The sequence below is a fragment of the Halomonas sp. E19 genome (genome assembly GCF_052439355.1).
Taxonomy (GTDB): Bacteria; Pseudomonadota; Gammaproteobacteria; order Pseudomonadales; family Halomonadaceae; genus Halomonas.
The window spans coordinates 2,902,563-2,917,600 of record NZ_JBNFWU010000001.1 but is presented as its reverse complement, the minus strand read 5'-3'; the positions used below and the strand labels follow the sequence as shown (position 1 = coordinate 2,917,600).

The following is a 15,038-nucleotide window of genomic DNA, read 5'->3' as shown; positions in this document are numbered from 1 at the left end:
ATCGCCCCCGGCCATGGCCGGGGGCGATGCGTTTCACTCGGATGCGATCGGGCGGTGCGGCTAGCCGACGGCCGGCCGCAGGTGGCGTTCCAGCGCCTCGCGCACCTCCGGCAGCATGACCCCGGCCTGGGCCTCCAGTTCGGCGACCAGCGCCGCCAGGCCGGGCACCCCCGCCTCGGCCTGTTGCTGGGCGGCAAGCCGGGCGCAGGTATCGGGGTCGGCATCGGCAGGCAGCTCGATGCCCAGCGCCAGCAGGCGTTCACGGAAATCCTGAGTGTCGATCAGGTCGGCGATCATCATCTTGCGTACCTCCTGCTGTCGTTGGTCGTCATCACGTCGCTACCTTAGCCGCTCAGCCATCAGGCGGCCACGCTGCCGCACGGGCAAACCACGACATGGCTGGCGGCACCGCCTTTCGGCGCTCGCCGTCAGCCGGTTCAGGCACTCCTCAGGCGGCCACGCTGCCATGGGGGTCGATAACGAATTTCTTGGCCGCACCGCCATCGAAATCGGCATAGCCTTGCGGCGCCTGATCCAGCGAGATCACCTGCACGTTGACCGCATCGGCAATCTTGATCTTGTTGAACAGGATCGCCTGCATCAGCGGGCGGTGGTACTTCATCACCGGGCACTGGCCGGTGTGGAAACGAGTGGGACTTGGCCCAGCCGAGACCGAAGCGCATGCTCAGCGCGCCCTGCTTGGCGGCATCGTCCACGGCGCCCGGGTCTTCGGTCACGTAGAGGCCGGGGATGCCGATCTGGCCGCCGGCGCGGGTCATCTGCATCGCCGAGTTGAGCACGGTGGCAGGCGCCTCCTGGCCGTGGTTGCAGCCGCAGGCATGGGCCTCGAAGCCGACGCAGTCGACGAAGCAGTCGACCTCGCGCTCGCCGAGGATCGCCTCGAGCTTGTCGGCCATGTCGCCATCCTGGGTCAGGTCGATGGTTTCACAGCCGAAGCTGCGCGCCTGGGCCAGGCGCTCCTCGATCATGTCGCCGACGATCACGCAGGCCGCGCCCAGCAGCTGGGCCGACGCCGCCGCCGCCAGCCCCACCGGGCCGGCCCCGGCGATATAGACGGTGCTGCCCGGTCCCACGCCGGCCGTCACGCAGCCGTGGAAGCCGGTGGGGAAGATGTCGGAGAGCAGGGTCAGGTCGCGGATCTTCTCCATGGCCTGGTCGCTGTCGGGGAACTTCAGCAGGTTGAAGTCGGCGTAGGGCACCATGACGTATTCGGTCTGGCCGCCGACCCAGCCGCCCATGTCGACGTAGCCGTAGGCGGCACCGGGGCGCGCCGGGTTGACGTTGAGACAGATCCCGGTACGGCCTTCCTTGCAGTTGCGACAGCGTCCGCAGGCGATGTTGAAGGGCACCGACACCAGGTCGCCCGGCTTGATGAATTCGACGTCGCGTCCGCACTCCACCACCAGCCCGGTGATCTCGTGGCCCAGCACCAGCCCGGCGGGTGCGGTGGTACGACCGCGCACCATGTGCTGGTCGCTGCCGCAGATGTTGGTGGTGACGACCTTCAGGATCACGCCGTGGTCGCACTTGCGATTGCCCAGGGCGAGTTCCGGATAGGGGATGGCTTCGACGTCGACCTTACCCGGACCCTGGTAGACGACGCCTCGGTTGGCTTGGCTCATGGCTGGCTCCACTCATTGTTGTCATGGGACGGCACATACCGCCGCTTCAGCCTATGCCCTCCATCAGGTGGCACTTGCCCCACAGAGACCTCCGCATGCCTGCCCGAGACATGACGCGACCGCGGTGAGCCAGCGGACAGCTGGAGGTCGCTCTCACGACATTCCCTCGCCAACCTGGCCCAACAATGGTTCGCCCGGGAGCGCCTGGCGCTTGCGGTGCCAATAACAACACGCGAGGAGTCCCCATGAAGCATGACGACGCACCCATCCTCGAACCCGGGCAGGACAATGCCCAGGTTCTGGGGATGGACTTTCATCATCCCGTCTTTCCCCTCTCGGCCCTAGCCATCCTGGCCTTCATTCTCTACGCCCTGATCTATCCCGATGCCGCCAACGGCCATCTCACTGCGGCCCGCGGTTTCTCCATCGAGCACTTCGACTGGCTGTTCATGATCGCCGGCAACCTCTTCGTGCTGCTGTGCCTGGCGCTGATCGTGATGCCGGTGGGGCGCATTCGCCTGGGCGGCAGCCGAGGCCCGGCCGGAGTACTCGACCACCTCCTGGTTCGCCATGCTGTTCGCCGCGGGCATGGGCATCGGCCTGATGTTCTGGAGCGTGGCCGAGCCGGTGGCCTACTACACCGACTGGTACGGCACCCCGCTCAACGCCGAGGCGCACACCCCGGCCGGCGCCAGCGCGGCGATCGGCGCCACCATGTTTCACTGGGGACTGCACCCCTGGGCGATCTACGGCGTGGTGGGGCTGTCGCTGGCCTTCTTCGCCTACAATCGCGGCCTGCCGCTGACCCTGCGCTCGGCCTTCACGCCGATTCTCGGCGAGCGGGTGCGCGGCTGGTACGGCCACATCATCGACATCGTCGCGGTGCTGGCCACCATCTTCGGCCTGGCCACCTCGCTGGGCTTTGGCGCCTCCCAGGCGGCGGGTGGGCTCAACTACCTGTGGGGCGTACCCAACACCATCGGCACCCAGCTCGCCATCATCGTCGTGGTCACCGCCGTGGCACTGTTCTCGGTGTGGCGTGGTATCGACGGCGGCATGAAGCTGTTCTCAAAGATCAACATGATGCTTGCCCTGGGCCTGCTCACCTTCGTGGTGCTCACCGGCGGCGTGCTGCTGTTCGTCAACAACCTTTGGCACACCACCCTGTCCTACGCCAGCCATATCGTACCGCTCGCCAACTGGGTTGGTCGTGATGACACCGTCTGGTACCACGGCTGGACCGTGTTCTACTGGGCCTGGTGGATCTCCTGGTCGCCCTTCGTCGGCATGTTCATCGCACGGGTCTCCCGTGGGCGCACGGTGCGCGAGTTCCTGATTGCCGTGCTGCTGGTGCCAACCCTGGTCACCCTGGTGTGGATGAGCGCCTTCGGTGGCACTGCCCTTGACCAGTCAGTTGCCGGCGTTGGCGCACTAGCCGATGGCATCAGCGATGTATCATTGGCCATGTTCCAGATGCTCGAGCACCTGCCGCTGACCCTCCTGACCTCGAGCCTGGCGATCGTGCTGGTGCTGATCTTCTTCGTCACCTCGTCGGACTCCGGCTCGCTGGTGATCGACAACATCACCGCGGGTGGCAAGACCGACGCTCCCCGCGGCCAGCGCGTATTCTGGGCCTGCCTCGAAGGGGTGATCGCGGGCATTCTTCTCTACGGCGGCGGTAGTACGGCGTTGGGGGCGATCCAGGCGGGCGCCGTAGCCACCGGATTGCCCTTCACCCTGGTGCTGCTGGCCATGGCCTACTGCCTGGTAAAAGGGCTCAAGGAGGAGCAGCGTGGTCTGGCGGTCGTCAGGCCGGCCTGATACACCATCGACCTCACGCAAGAAACAACCACGCGACCCCGGCCTTGGCCGGGGTCTTCTTGTTGGGGAAGACGATAAGCCAGGCGAGGACCCTATCTCGATGCGACCTTCAGAAAGGCATGGGCGACATCCTCGAATTCAGCGCGAACAGGGCGCGCGCTAGCCCGGTGGTTAAAAATAATTATTTGTTCTTTATTGCCGGGTTAATTCACATTATGTTGCCAATTAAAATTGGTTTTATGGTTGTTTCGTCCTTTTTTTTGCTATAGGCATGGCATTTGACCGCTACCGGCGCCGGGGGATAAACAGAGCAAACCAACCACAACAATAGAGTTAGCCAGACATGACATTCGAGCGCCGCAAGGGAGCCACGCTCCCCGTCGTCATCGCCCTGTCAGCCGCCCTGCTGCTGGGGGCCTCCTTCTCTGCTAGCGCCACTACCCTGCGCATGGCCACTGACTCCGGCACCAAGGGCTCGCCCGCCGGTGATGCCCTTGAGCGCTGGGCACAGATGATCGAGGAGAAGTCCGACGGCGAAATCAAGGTCAACGTTTTTTTCCAGAACGAGTTGGGTGGGCAGCAGGAGGTTTTCGACCTGCTGGTTTCCGGTGACGTTCATATGATGCTCAACTGGCCGATGACATCTTATGATCGCCGCATCGGGGTGATCTATACCCCCTACATGACCCTCTCCTGGGACGAGGCCTTTGAAGCCTACAGCCCCGGTGGCTGGGTCAATGAACTCCTCGGCAACATTTACGCCGATATCGGCCTGAAGTTCTTCGGGCCCTGGCCGGAAGGCTTCAACGGAGTCGCCTCGCGGGGCAAGTACGCCCTCACCATGGAGGATGCCGGCGACCTGATGGTGCGCACCATGACCGTCTTCCCGGCCCCGCAGACCATGCAGGCGCTGGGCTATCGCACTGCTGCCATCGACTGGGGCGAGGTCTATACCGCCTTGCAGACTGGGGTGGTAGACGGCGAGGCTGGCAATGTCATCTATTGGCCTTATGAGTACTTCCGCGACATCCTCGACTATTACGTCCACACCAAGCACTTCTTCATGACCGGCATCCTGACCATGAACCTGGATGTCTACGAGTCGCTTCCCGAGGCGCATCGGCAGGTAGTGGCTGAGGCGGCCGAGGAGATCATGAACCAGCAGTTCGTGGCCGCCCAGGAGCAGGACGAGTACTACATCGCCAAGGCCCAGGCCGACGGCATGCAGTACTTCGAACTCTCAGACGAGCAGTTGCACGAGTTTGCCAAGCGGGCCCGGGAAGAGGTCTGGCCGCTCATGGCGCGCGAGCTCGGCGAGGAGATCGTCGAGGTGATTCGCGCCAACGCCTCGCCGCTGTAACCGTTCCGCGTCGCCGCTGTCCCGACAGGCCCTGATGGGGGTGGCCTGTCGGGACGCGACGTTCTGTCCCGGGTGACCGGGCAAGGCATCACGGGGATACCAAGGGGGAGCAATGAACGGGTTTTGGTCGAAGCTGGATCGGCTGATCGGCGGGGTGCTCGACCTCGTTGCCTTCACCGCCAGCCTGCTGGTGGTCGGGCTGATGATTTTCCTGATCCTGGCGCGCTATGTGTTCGGCTGGTCACTGGTCGGCACCCTCGAGCTGGTCATGCTCGCGGGCATGTGGCTCTACATGAGTGGAGCCCTGATCGCCAGTCGGCGCAACGAACATCTAGTGGTAGATTTCCTTGAGCTGCAGATCCGTGATTCGAGGATCCGTGCGCTGCACAGGACGCTGGTCGCCTGCATCGTGGCGGTGATCTGCGCCTGTTTTGTCTACTGGGCCTACCGAATGCTGGCCTGGGGCATGGTGCGTCCGCAGCGCACCCTGAGCTGGGCATTCCGCTGTGGATCTCACAGGCCTCGATCATGGTCGCGAGCATCGGCTGTTTCTGTTATTCCCTGCGCGACATTATCGGCGGACTGCGGCAGCTCGCCTCGGCCGGGGCCACAGCGCCCATGGCCAGAGAAGGAGAGCGCTGATGGCCGGCCTGTACGCAATCCTGCTGCTGGTGGTTCTGATGGGGCTAGGGGTGCCGATTGCCTGGTCCTTCGCCGGGGTGCTGGCGTATCTGGCGCTGGTCTATGATGCCAACTTAAACTCCTTGATGATGCAGGGCTTTCGCTCGGTGGATTCGGTGATTCTGATTGCCCTGCCGCTCTTCGTACTGACCGGCTACCTGATGCAGAGTGGCGGGATAGCCGCTCGCCTGGTGGTCTTCATCGAGACCCTGGTAGGGCGACGGCGCGGCGGCATGGGGGCCTCCATGGTGCTTGCCTCAGGGATCTTCGGTGCGATCGCCGGCACCGCCACGGCGGCGGTAGCCTCCATCGGGACCATCATGATCGGCCCCTGGAGCAGCGCGGTTACCCGCGCGGTTACTCCTCGGCGCTGCTGGGCATCTCCTCGCTGCTGGGCATCCTGATCCCGCCTTCGATCACCATGATCCTGTTCGCTGTTGTGACGCGCCAGTCGGTGGCCGCGCTCTTCGCTGCCACAGTGGGCCCGGCTCTGCTGCTGATTATTGGCCTGATTCTGGTCAATCGCTTCGCCTGCGGGCGCCTCTTCCAAGAGGTGTCGGGGCAGGGGGCAGACGTCGGGGGAAGACCGCTGACTCGCACCCGGGCGAGCCTCAACGCCTTCCCGGCGCTCTGCCTTCCGGTGATTATCCTTGGGGGTATCTACGGCGGGGTCTTCACTCCCACCGAGGCGGCAGCAGTGGCGGCGTTTGCGGCCATTGTGATTGGCTTTTTAATCTACCGCGACCAGACCCTCAAGGGGTTCTACCGAAGCGTGATCGCCGCCTCGGAGACCACCGGCTCGATCATTCTGATACTGCTCTTTTCCTTCATGATCGGGCGGATACTGGCCGCCGAGCGGGTACCCCAGGAACTCACCGAGCTGATCACAATGCTGATCAGCGACCCGCTTCTGATCCTGATCGCAGTCAACGTCTTCCTGATCCTGGCCGGGGCCATGCTCGACGATGTCTCGGTGACGGTGGTCATCGCCCCGCTATTTTTGCCACTGATGGTGGAGACCGGCGTGCATCCAGTGCACTACGCCTCCATCGTCGCCTGCTCGGTGGTGATTGGCGCCAATAGCCCGCCGGTGGCCCCGATTCTCTATATGGCCTGCCGTATCGGCCAGGTTTCCATCCACAAGACCTTTTCGCCGGCGCTGATGTTGATTGCCTTGGTGGGCATTCCGGTAATGCTGATCACCACCTTTGTGCCGGAACTCTCGCTGTTCCTGCCGCGCCAGCTGGGCTTTATCCGCTAAGCGGAGCGGCTCTTCTCTACAAGTGGCACGCCTCTGCGGGGTAGTCCCGCGGAGGCGTCGTCGCCTTCTCAGGTTGCTCGCTTCCAGATATCGAAGTCAGTTTGCTCGTCGAGACGGGCAGAGGGCGCCAGTTCAATTCGACTCACCAGACATGAAACCCCGGCCAGGGCCGGGGTTGCTGGGGGTGAGCAGGGAGTAGCAGAATGGCAAACAACTATTTCAGCATGCCCTCCTCGTTGAGGAGCTTGAAGATCGCCTCGGCGCCCTGCTCCGGGGACACGTCGCTCAGCACCTGGCCACTGCCGCCTTCGGCCTTGGCCGCGGCGGCCTTGAAACGATCCCGCGCCGAGGTCGCCTTGATGATCTTGAGCCGTTTGGGGCGCTTGCGGGCCGGCGTCACGTTCCACTCCACCTGCGCCTCGTCCCACTCGACCGCTGCCGACTCGGCCTCGATCTCACCGCGCTGGGCCGGGCCGAAGGCGCTCTGGCGGGCCGCGGCGGCGGCAGCGTCGACGGTGACGATGGCCGGCAGCCGCACCTGCAGCCGGCGGCGCTGGCCGCGAGGCAGAGCCTGGAGCAGGGTGGCCACGCCATTCTCGACCTTTTCCACGGCGGCCAGGCCACCGACCAGCGGCCAGCCAAGACGCTCGGCCAGCAGGTAGGGCAGCATGCCGGAGCCTTCGCCCTGCTCGGCGCGCTCGCCGGCGATCACCAGCTGCGGCCGTGCTGCATTCAGCTTATCCGCCAGGGCGGGGATCACATCGGCGCCCTGCGGCTGCTCGACCAGGGTCAAGGCGGGGAAGCCCATGCCCAGATAGCCGCGCAGGGCACTTTCGCTCTGTTCGTCGAACGCGCCGGCGTGCAGCAGGGAGATGCGCGCCCCAGCGAGGGACAGGGCCAGCTCCACGCCGCGGGCGTCCTGGTCGGCGCGCCGGGCACGACCGGTCACGGGGTGGCGGCCCACGGAAACCAGCACCGCTACGTCGAGTCCCGCCTCTTTCTGCGCTTCAGGCCGCATCGCGCTTCTCCTCACGTTGCCGCTGCACCATCTCAACCAGTGCCGCGAGTATGCTCGCCGAGTCGCCGATCACCGCCAGGTCGGCGCGCTTGATCATGTCGCACCCCGGATCGAGGTTGATGGCCACCACCTTGTCGCAGCTCTGGATACCCTGCAGGTGCTGAATGGCGCCGCTGATGCCCACCGCCACGTAGACCCGAGCGGTGACCCAGGTTCCGGTGGCGCCCACCTGGCGGTGGCGCGGCATGTAGCCATCGTCCACCGCCACCCGCGAGGCACCTTCGGTCGCTCCCAACACCTCGGCGGCCTGGTGAAAGCCCTCCCAGTCCTTGACGCCGTTGCCGGCGGAAAGAATGAACTCAGCCTCGGCCAGCGCCACGCCGGCCGGGTCGACGGCCACCGGGCCCAGGTCCTCGATGCGCCCCAGCAGGGCGGCAGCGGCTGCGACAAGGCCAGCGGACGGGCCGCATGGCGGGTCTCGGAAACGGGCTCGGCGCATTCGGCCAGCGCCAGCACCACACGCGGCAGGGCACGCTGGATATCGCTGCTGCCGGCAGCACCGCGCCCGGTACAGCGCCAGCCCAGCGCGCAGGCAGCGTCCCGTTCGACCTGCCAGACGCCGGCGGCAGGCCGCTCGCCCAGGCGCGCCGCCAGGCGCCGCCCCAGGTCGGCGCCGCCCAGCTTGGAGTCGGGCAGCAGCCAGTGACGCGGGGCGAACTCGCCGTCGACGGCGGTGAGTGCTGCCAGGCGGGCCTCCGGCGCGTAGCCGTCGACATCATCGCCTTCCAGTACGATCAGCCGATCAATGCCGGCTTCATCAAAACCTGCATGGTCCGCAGAGCCGAAGAGCACCGCCACCACGGCCCCCGGCCGTTCGCCATCGGCGTCGGCCAGCTGCCGGGCCAGGCCCAGCAGGTCGCGGTCGTGGCTGGAGAGGCGCCCGCCGGGCAGGTCCGGTACCACCGCGACCAGGAAGTCCGGGGCCTCGATGATGACCTGCCGCCGATCATCGGCGGCCTTGCTGCCGGTACCGGCGCCACGTCCCACCACGGCAGCCTGCTGGACACCGCTGCGGTCGATGCGCTTGATGCCGTTGGGCCCGATGAAGCCGACCGCATGGGGATTCTTGCGGATCACGCCGTTGGGGCCCATCCACTCCGTCGCTGCGGACGATCCCTCGCCAAGCGCCGCCAGCACGCTCAGGTGCTCGGGATGCAGGCGGTTGCGGGCGATCCACTCGCGGCGCGGATCGCGACGCACGATCTCGTTCATGGTGAGACCTCCTTCATCACGGGGCGGGCTTCGGCGACGGTCGGGGCTTTGCGCTTCGCGTCTCGCCGCGGCTCGCTCTGCGTCACCAGGGCATCGGCCACCAGCTCGGCGATGTCGCGCACCTCGGCGGTGGCATCGACCACCCCTCGAGCATGGCGGTGCACTGTGGGCAGCCTACCGCCACCAGCTCGGCGCCAGTCTCCTTGACGTCGTTCATGCGCATGTCGGGAATCCGCTGCTTGCCGGGGATATCGGTGATCGGCGCACCGCCGCCACCGCCGCAGCAGCGTGAGCGGAACCCGGAGCGCTCCATCTCCTTGACCTCGATGCCGAGGGCCCTGAGCACGTTGCGCGGCGCCTCGAACTCGCCGTTGTAGCGGCCCAGGTAGCAGGGTCGTGATAGGTGACCGTACCGCTCTTCCACGGCGCGACGTGCAGCCGACCCGCCTCGAACAGCTCGGCGATGTAGGTACTGTGGTGGCGCACTTCATACACACCGCCCAGCTCGCCGTACTCGTTGCCGAGCACGTGGAAACTGTGCGGGTCGCAGGTGACGATGCACTGGAAGCGGTACTGCGACAGCGTCGCGATGTTGCGCCTGGCCAGCGACTGGAAGGTCGCCTCGTCGCCCAGGCGGCGCGCCACGTCGCCGCTGTCACGCTCCTCGTTACCGAGCACGGCAAAATCGACGCCGGCCGCACGCAGTACCTTCACCAGCGCCCTGAGCGTGCGCTGATTGCGCATGTCGAAGACCCCGTCGCCCAGCCACAGCAGCACATCGACCTGCCCCAGGTCGCGCATCAGCGGCAGGTTGAGGTCCGCCGCCCAGTGCATGCGCGAGCCGGGATCGAAGCCGCCGGGATTGTCGGTGGCGATCAGGTTGTCGAGCACCTCGGCGCCCTTGCCCGGGGTATTGCCATGCTCCAGGGTCAGGAAGCGACGCATGTCGACGATGGCATCGACGTGCTCGATCATCATCGGACACTCCTCGACGCAGGCGCGGCAGGTGGTGCACGACCACAGCGTCTCGGCATCGACCAGGGCGGTGCCTTCGCGGGCCACGATAGGGCCATGGGGAGTGCCGGCATGCTCGCCCACCGGCTTGCCCGGATAGGGACTACCGGCATAGTGGGCATCGCTGCCGCCGGCCATGCCGACGACCATGTCCTGAATCAGCTTCTTGGGATTGAGCGGCTGACCGGCGGCGAAGGCCGGGCAGGCCGCCTCGCAGCGCCCGCACTGCACGCAGGCATCGAAGCCGAGCAGCTGGTTCCAGGTGAAGTCGCTGGGCGTCTCGACACCCAGGGCGCCTTGGGGTCGTCCAGGTTCAGCGCCTTGAGGCCGGTGGAGCGGTTACCTTCACCGAAACGCTCAGGGCGGCGATGGAAGGCCAGGTGCAGGGCGCCGGCGAAGGCGTGCTTCATCGGCCCGCCCCAGGTCATGCCGAAGAACATTTCGCCCAGGCCCCACACCAGCACTGCGGCCAGCGCCAGGGCGAGGATCACGCTGCCCGTTCCGGCAGGCAGGATGCCCAGCGTCGGCAGGGTGAGCAGGAACACGCTCGCCGAGAACGCCATCAGGCTCTTCGGCAGGCGCATCCAGGGTCCCTTGGAGAGCCGAGCCGGCGGATTGCGCCGCCGTTTGGCGACGAACAGGCTGCCGACGAACATGGCGCCGCTGGCCAGCAGCAGCAACCCACCGAGGACAGGGTTGGTCAGTCCCAGACCATGTACCAGGATCATCAGTACGGCCGCCGCGACGAAACCGCCGGCGGTAGCCACGTGGGTGTTGGACATGACCTTGTCACGTGCCACCACATGGTGCAGATCGACCAGGTAGCGCCGCGGCATGGCGGCGAGCCCGCGCAGCAGATCGACCCGGGCGGGTCGACCCTGGCGCCATAGGCGAATGCGCCGTACGGCGCCGATCGCGGCCAGCGCCAGGGCGGAGAAGATCAGTATCGGCAGGAGGGTGTCGAGCATGGTGCTCACCTCGTCTCACAAGCCGTTGGCTTTGGCGTTAGCATTGGTGCCGGGGCTTTGCCGGCGGCAGGCTCATGCGAGGGCGCTGTGAACCCTTCCTGGGCGCTACATTTGCCATCCATGGCAAATGACCCTCGCGACGGCCTGCCCCCGGCGCCCCTCAACGTGGGTGGCTTTCGCCAACTCAGAGGTCTTTGCACAGCCGCAGGGCGTCATAAATTGCCGCATGCGTGTTGCGCGGCGCGGTGCAGTCGCCCAGGCGGAACAGCAGGTACCCCTCGCCCTGCTCGCTCAAGCAGGGTTGCGCCTTGGCGGCGTAGAGCGCCTCGAGATCCACCTGGCCGCGGTTGCGCGAGCGCTCCTTCAGCGCGTAGTAGAGCGCCTCGTCGGGGCGTACGCCGTTCTCCACCACCACCTGGTCGACCACCCGCTCCTCCATGGCGCCGGTGTACTCGTTCTCGAGCACCGCCACCAGGGCGTCGCCCTCGCGGTAGACCTTGTGCAGCATCAGGTCGGAGGTCATGATCACCTCCTTCTCGTAGAGGCTGCGGTAGTAGGTGGGGAAGGTGGTGCCGCCCACCGCCGCGCCGGGCTTGATGTCGTCGGTGACGATCTCGACCTTGGCTCCCTTGTCGGCCAGATAATCCGCCGCCGAGACGCCGGAGAACTCGCAGATGGCGTCGTAGATCAGCACGTTCTTGCCCGGCACCACCTTGCCGGAGAGCACGTCCCAGGTGCTGACCACCAGGCTCTCCTCGGGATTCTCCGAGTAGCCCCACTCCGGGTACTGGCTGAGGAAGGGCTGGCCGCCGGTGGCCAGCACCACGACGTCCGGGCGCAGGTCCTCGAGGGTGGCCTCGTCGGCGCGGGTGCCGAGGCGCAGGTCCACCTTGAGGCGTGCCAGCTCCAGCTGATACCAGCGGGTGATACCGGCGATCTGGTCGCGCTGCGGCGCCTGAGCGGCGATGGTGATCTGACCGCCGAGCTGCTCCGCGGCTTCGAACAGGGTCACGTCATGGCCGCGCTCGGCGGCGACACGCGCCGCCTCCATGCCGCCGGGGCCGCCGCCCACCACCACCACCTTGCGCTTCGGCCCCTCGGACTTCTCGATGATGTGCGGCAGGCCCATGTACTCCCGCGAGGTCGCGGCGTTCTGAATGCACAGCACGTCGAGGCCCTGGTACTGGCGGTCGATGCAGTAGTTGGCGCCCACGCACTGCTTGATCTGGTCGATCTGGCCCATCTTGATCTTGGCGATCAGGTGCGGATCGGCGATGTGCGCCCGGGTCATGCCCACCAGGTCGACGTAACCCCTTCGAGGATCCGCTGGGCCTGGTTGGGATCCTTGATGTTCTGGGCGTGGATCACCGGCACCTTGACCACTTCCTTGATGCCCGCCGCCAGGTGCAGGAAGGGCTCCGGCGGGAAGGACATGTTGGGAATAACATTGGCCAGGGTGTTGTGGGTGTCGCAGCCGGAGCCGATCACACCGAAGAAGTCGATCTGGCCGGTAGCGTCGTAGTAGGCGGCGATCTGCTTCATGTCCTCGTGGGACAGGCCGTCCGGATGGAACTCGTCGCCGCAGATGCGCATGCCGACGACGAAGTCGTCGCCCACCTCGGCGCGCACCGCCTTGAGCACCTCCATGCCGAAGCGCATGCGGTTCTCGAAGCTGCCGCCCCACTGGTCGGTACGCTTGTTGACCCGCGGGCTCCAGAACTGGTCGATCAGGTGCTGGTGCACCGCGGAGAGTTCGACGCCGTCGAGACCGCCCTCCTTGGCTCGCCGCGCGGCCTGGGCGAAGTCGCCGATGATGCGCCAGATCTCCTCCTCCTCGATGGTCTTGCAGGTGGAGCGATGCACCGGTTCGCGGATTCCCGAGGGCGACACCAGGGCCGGCCAGTCGAAGCCGTCCCAGCGCGAGCGCCGCCCCATGTGGGTGATCTGGATCATGATCTTGCCGCCGTGCTGGTGCACGGCATCGGCGAGGTTCTGGAAGTGCGGGATGATGCGGTCGGTGGCGAGGTTCACCGAGCTCCACCAGCCCTGGGGGCTGTCGATGGAGACGACGGAGGAGCCGCCGCAGATGCACAGGCCGCAGCCGCCCTTGGCCTTCTCCTCGTAGTACTTGACGTAGCGCTCGGTGGTCATGCCGCCGTCGGTGGCATGCACCTCGGCGTGGGCGGTGCTGACCACGCGGTTGCGGATGGTCAGCTTGCCGATCTGGATCGGCTCGAAGATCGCGTCGAATGCCATGGAAACCTCCTCAGCCCTGGGCGTCGGCCAACGGCTGAACGGTGAAGATGCCTACCTCGCAGCCGGGCTCGGCGGCGCTCTGGGTCTGTTCGGCGACGGTGCGAAGGGCACTGCCGCGGGCGGCGAGGATCTGGTCCATGGCGCCGGCAAACCAGCCGGTGAACATGTACTCCTCCTTGTGCCCCGTCTTGCCGAGCTGATAGACGAAGGCGCTGTGCTCCAGGCGCACGCGGGCGGTACCGGCGTCGAGGTCGATGGCCTCGGTGACGAACTTGCCCCAGCCGCGCTGCGAGAGGCGCTGCATGTAATGCTCGAACACGTCGACGCCTTCCAGGCCGTGCAACTCGGCCTCCTTCTCGCACCAGTGCCAGGCGCTCTTGTAGCCGGCGCGGTAGAGAATCTCGGCATACTTATCCACACCCAGCGCTTCGGCAACGGCCGTGTGGTTGTTGATGAAGAAGTGCCGCGGCACGTAAAGCATCGGCAGGGCGTCGGTGGTCCACACGCCGGTTTCGCTATCCACCTCGATGGGAAGCTCAGGGGCCATCTTGGTCACGGTCTTGATCCTCGAATAATTGTTTTGCAAGGTGAGCGGCGCCGGGGATAGGTCGTAGAGGGGTCTTTTGCCATGGATGGCAAAAGTAGCGTCCAGGGATGGATTCACAGCGCCCCCTCATAGACCTATCGCCGGTTGAGCCGGGTCTTCGGGCCGGCGCTCCTCGACGAGGAGTCGCCTCAGCCGCTATCGTCAGGCGCCCCAAACGTCTTTCAATATGCGCACCCAGTTTTCGCCCATGATCTTGCGTGTCTGGGTCTCGCTGAAGCCGCGGCGCAGCAGCGCCTCGGTCAGGTTGGGGAACTCACCGATGGTGCGGATGCCCTCGGGATTGATGATCTTGCCGAAGCTGGTCAGGCGGCGAGCGTAGCCCTTGTCGTGGGTCAGCCACTCGAAGAAGTCCTTGCCGTGGCCTTGGGTGAAGTCGGTGCCGATGCCGATGGCATCCTCGCCGACGATGTTCATCACGTACTCGATGGCCTCGACGTAGTCGTCGACGGTGGCGTCGACCCCGGCGCGCAGGAAGGGGTGAACATGGTCACGCCGACGAAGCCGCCGTGCTCGGCGATGAAGCGCAGCTCCTCGTCGGACTTGTTGCGCGGGTGCTCCTTGAGCCCGGACGGCAGGCAGTGGGAGTAGCAGACCGGCTTCTTCGATTCGAGAATCACCTCTTCGGAGGTCTTCGAACCGACGTGGGAGAGGTCGCACATGATGCCGACGCGGTTCATCTCGGCGACGATCTCGCGACCGAAGCCGGAGAGCCCGCCGTCGCGCTCGTAGCAGCCGGTGCCGACCAGGTTCTGGGTGTTGTAGCACATCTGCACGATGCCGACGCCGAGCTGCTTGAAGACCTCGACGTAGCCGATCTGGTCCTCGAAGGCGTGGGCGTTCTGGAAACCGTAGATGATGCCGGTCTTGCCCTCTTCCTTGGCCCGGGTGATGTCGGCGGTGGTGCGCACCGGGCGCACCAGGTCGCTGCACTCGGCCATCAGCTGGTTCGACTTGACGATGTTGTCGACGGTGGCCTGAAAGCCCTCCCACACCGAGACGGTGCAGTTGGCGGCAGTGAGCCCGCCGCGACGCATGTCCTCGAACAGTTCGCGGTTCCACTTGGCGATGATCAGGCCGTCGATGACGATGGCGTCGTTATGCAGGTCGGACGGTGACATGGTCGTTGCTCCGGCAATA

Annotated in this window: 7 protein-coding genes and 6 pseudogenes; 5 read left to right on the top strand and 8 right to left on the bottom strand. The window is 65.8% G+C overall.

The window, feature by feature from the left end:
• Window positions 1-60: 60 nt before the first annotated feature.
• Window positions 61-300: a hypothetical protein gene (locus tag ACUDAL_RS15195; RefSeq protein WP_444678698.1), complete on the bottom strand. Its 240-nt coding sequence runs from the start codon at window positions 298-300 to the stop codon at window positions 61-63.
• A gap of 148 nt (window positions 301-448) precedes the next feature.
• A pseudogene (gene fdhA, locus ACUDAL_RS15190) lies at window positions 449-1,643 on the bottom strand (formaldehyde dehydrogenase, glutathione-independent).
• Between the two features lie 245 nt (window positions 1,644-1,888).
• Here fdhA and ACUDAL_RS15185 point away from each other — a divergent pair.
• From ACUDAL_RS15185 to ACUDAL_RS15165, 5 genes and pseudogenes are all read left to right on the top strand, one after another.
• Window positions 1,889-3,464, top strand: a pseudogene (locus tag ACUDAL_RS15185) (BCCT family transporter).
• Between the two features lie 343 nt (window positions 3,465-3,807).
• Window positions 3,808-4,824 carry a TRAP transporter substrate-binding protein DctP gene (dctP, locus tag ACUDAL_RS15180; RefSeq protein WP_444678697.1) on the top strand — a complete coding sequence of 339 codons (1,017 nt, stop codon included), beginning with the start codon at window positions 3,808-3,810 and terminating at the stop codon, window positions 4,822-4,824.
• A 112-nt stretch (window positions 4,825-4,936) separates the two neighbouring features.
• Window positions 4,937-5,572 carry a TRAP transporter small permease gene (locus ACUDAL_RS15175; RefSeq protein ID WP_444678696.1) on the top strand — a complete coding sequence of 212 codons (636 nt, stop codon included), beginning with the start codon at window positions 4,937-4,939 and terminating at the stop codon, window positions 5,570-5,572.
• Window positions 5,466-5,909 (top strand): TRAP transporter large permease subunit, encoded by a 444-nt coding sequence (locus ACUDAL_RS15170; protein ID WP_444678695.1) that lies wholly within the window; start codon window positions 5,466-5,468, stop codon window positions 5,907-5,909. Before ACUDAL_RS15175 ends, ACUDAL_RS15170 begins: the two co-directional genes overlap by 107 nt.
• Window positions 5,837-6,766 (top strand): TRAP transporter large permease, encoded by a 930-nt coding sequence (locus ACUDAL_RS15165; RefSeq protein ID WP_444679405.1) that lies wholly within the window; start codon window positions 5,837-5,839, stop codon window positions 6,764-6,766. Before ACUDAL_RS15170 ends, ACUDAL_RS15165 begins: the two co-directional genes overlap by 73 nt.
• Before the next feature lie 214 nt (window positions 6,767-6,980).
• Here the strand turns inward: ACUDAL_RS15165 and etfB are convergent, their stop codons facing one another.
• The 6 genes and pseudogenes from etfB to ACUDAL_RS15135 all read right to left on the bottom strand — a co-directional run bounded on the left by etfB (window position 6,981) and on the right by ACUDAL_RS15135 (window position 15,019).
• Window positions 6,981-7,784, bottom strand: coding sequence for an electron transfer flavoprotein subunit beta (etfB, locus tag ACUDAL_RS15160; protein WP_444678694.1), 804 nt, complete (start codon window positions 7,782-7,784; stop codon window positions 6,981-6,983).
• A pseudogene (gene etfA / locus ACUDAL_RS15155) lies at window positions 7,774-9,056 on the bottom strand (electron transfer flavoprotein subunit alpha). Before etfA ends, etfB begins: the two are co-directional and overlap by 11 nt.
• A pseudogene (locus tag ACUDAL_RS15150) lies at window positions 9,053-11,038 on the bottom strand ((Fe-S)-binding protein). Before ACUDAL_RS15150 ends, etfA begins: the two co-directional pseudogenes overlap by 4 nt.
• A 184-nt stretch (window positions 11,039-11,222) precedes the next feature.
• Window positions 11,223-13,294: pseudogene (gene dgcA, locus ACUDAL_RS15145) on the bottom strand (dimethylglycine demethylation protein DgcA).
• 10 nt (window positions 13,295-13,304) lie between these two features.
• Window positions 13,305-13,850 carry a DUF5943 domain-containing protein gene (locus ACUDAL_RS15140; protein WP_444678693.1) on the bottom strand — a complete coding sequence of 182 codons (546 nt, stop codon included), beginning with the start codon at window positions 13,848-13,850 and terminating at the stop codon, window positions 13,305-13,307.
• A 192-nt stretch (window positions 13,851-14,042) separates the two neighbouring features.
• Window positions 14,043-15,019 (bottom strand): annotated as a pseudogene (locus ACUDAL_RS15135) (dipeptidase).
• Window positions 15,020-15,038 lie beyond the last annotated feature (19 nt).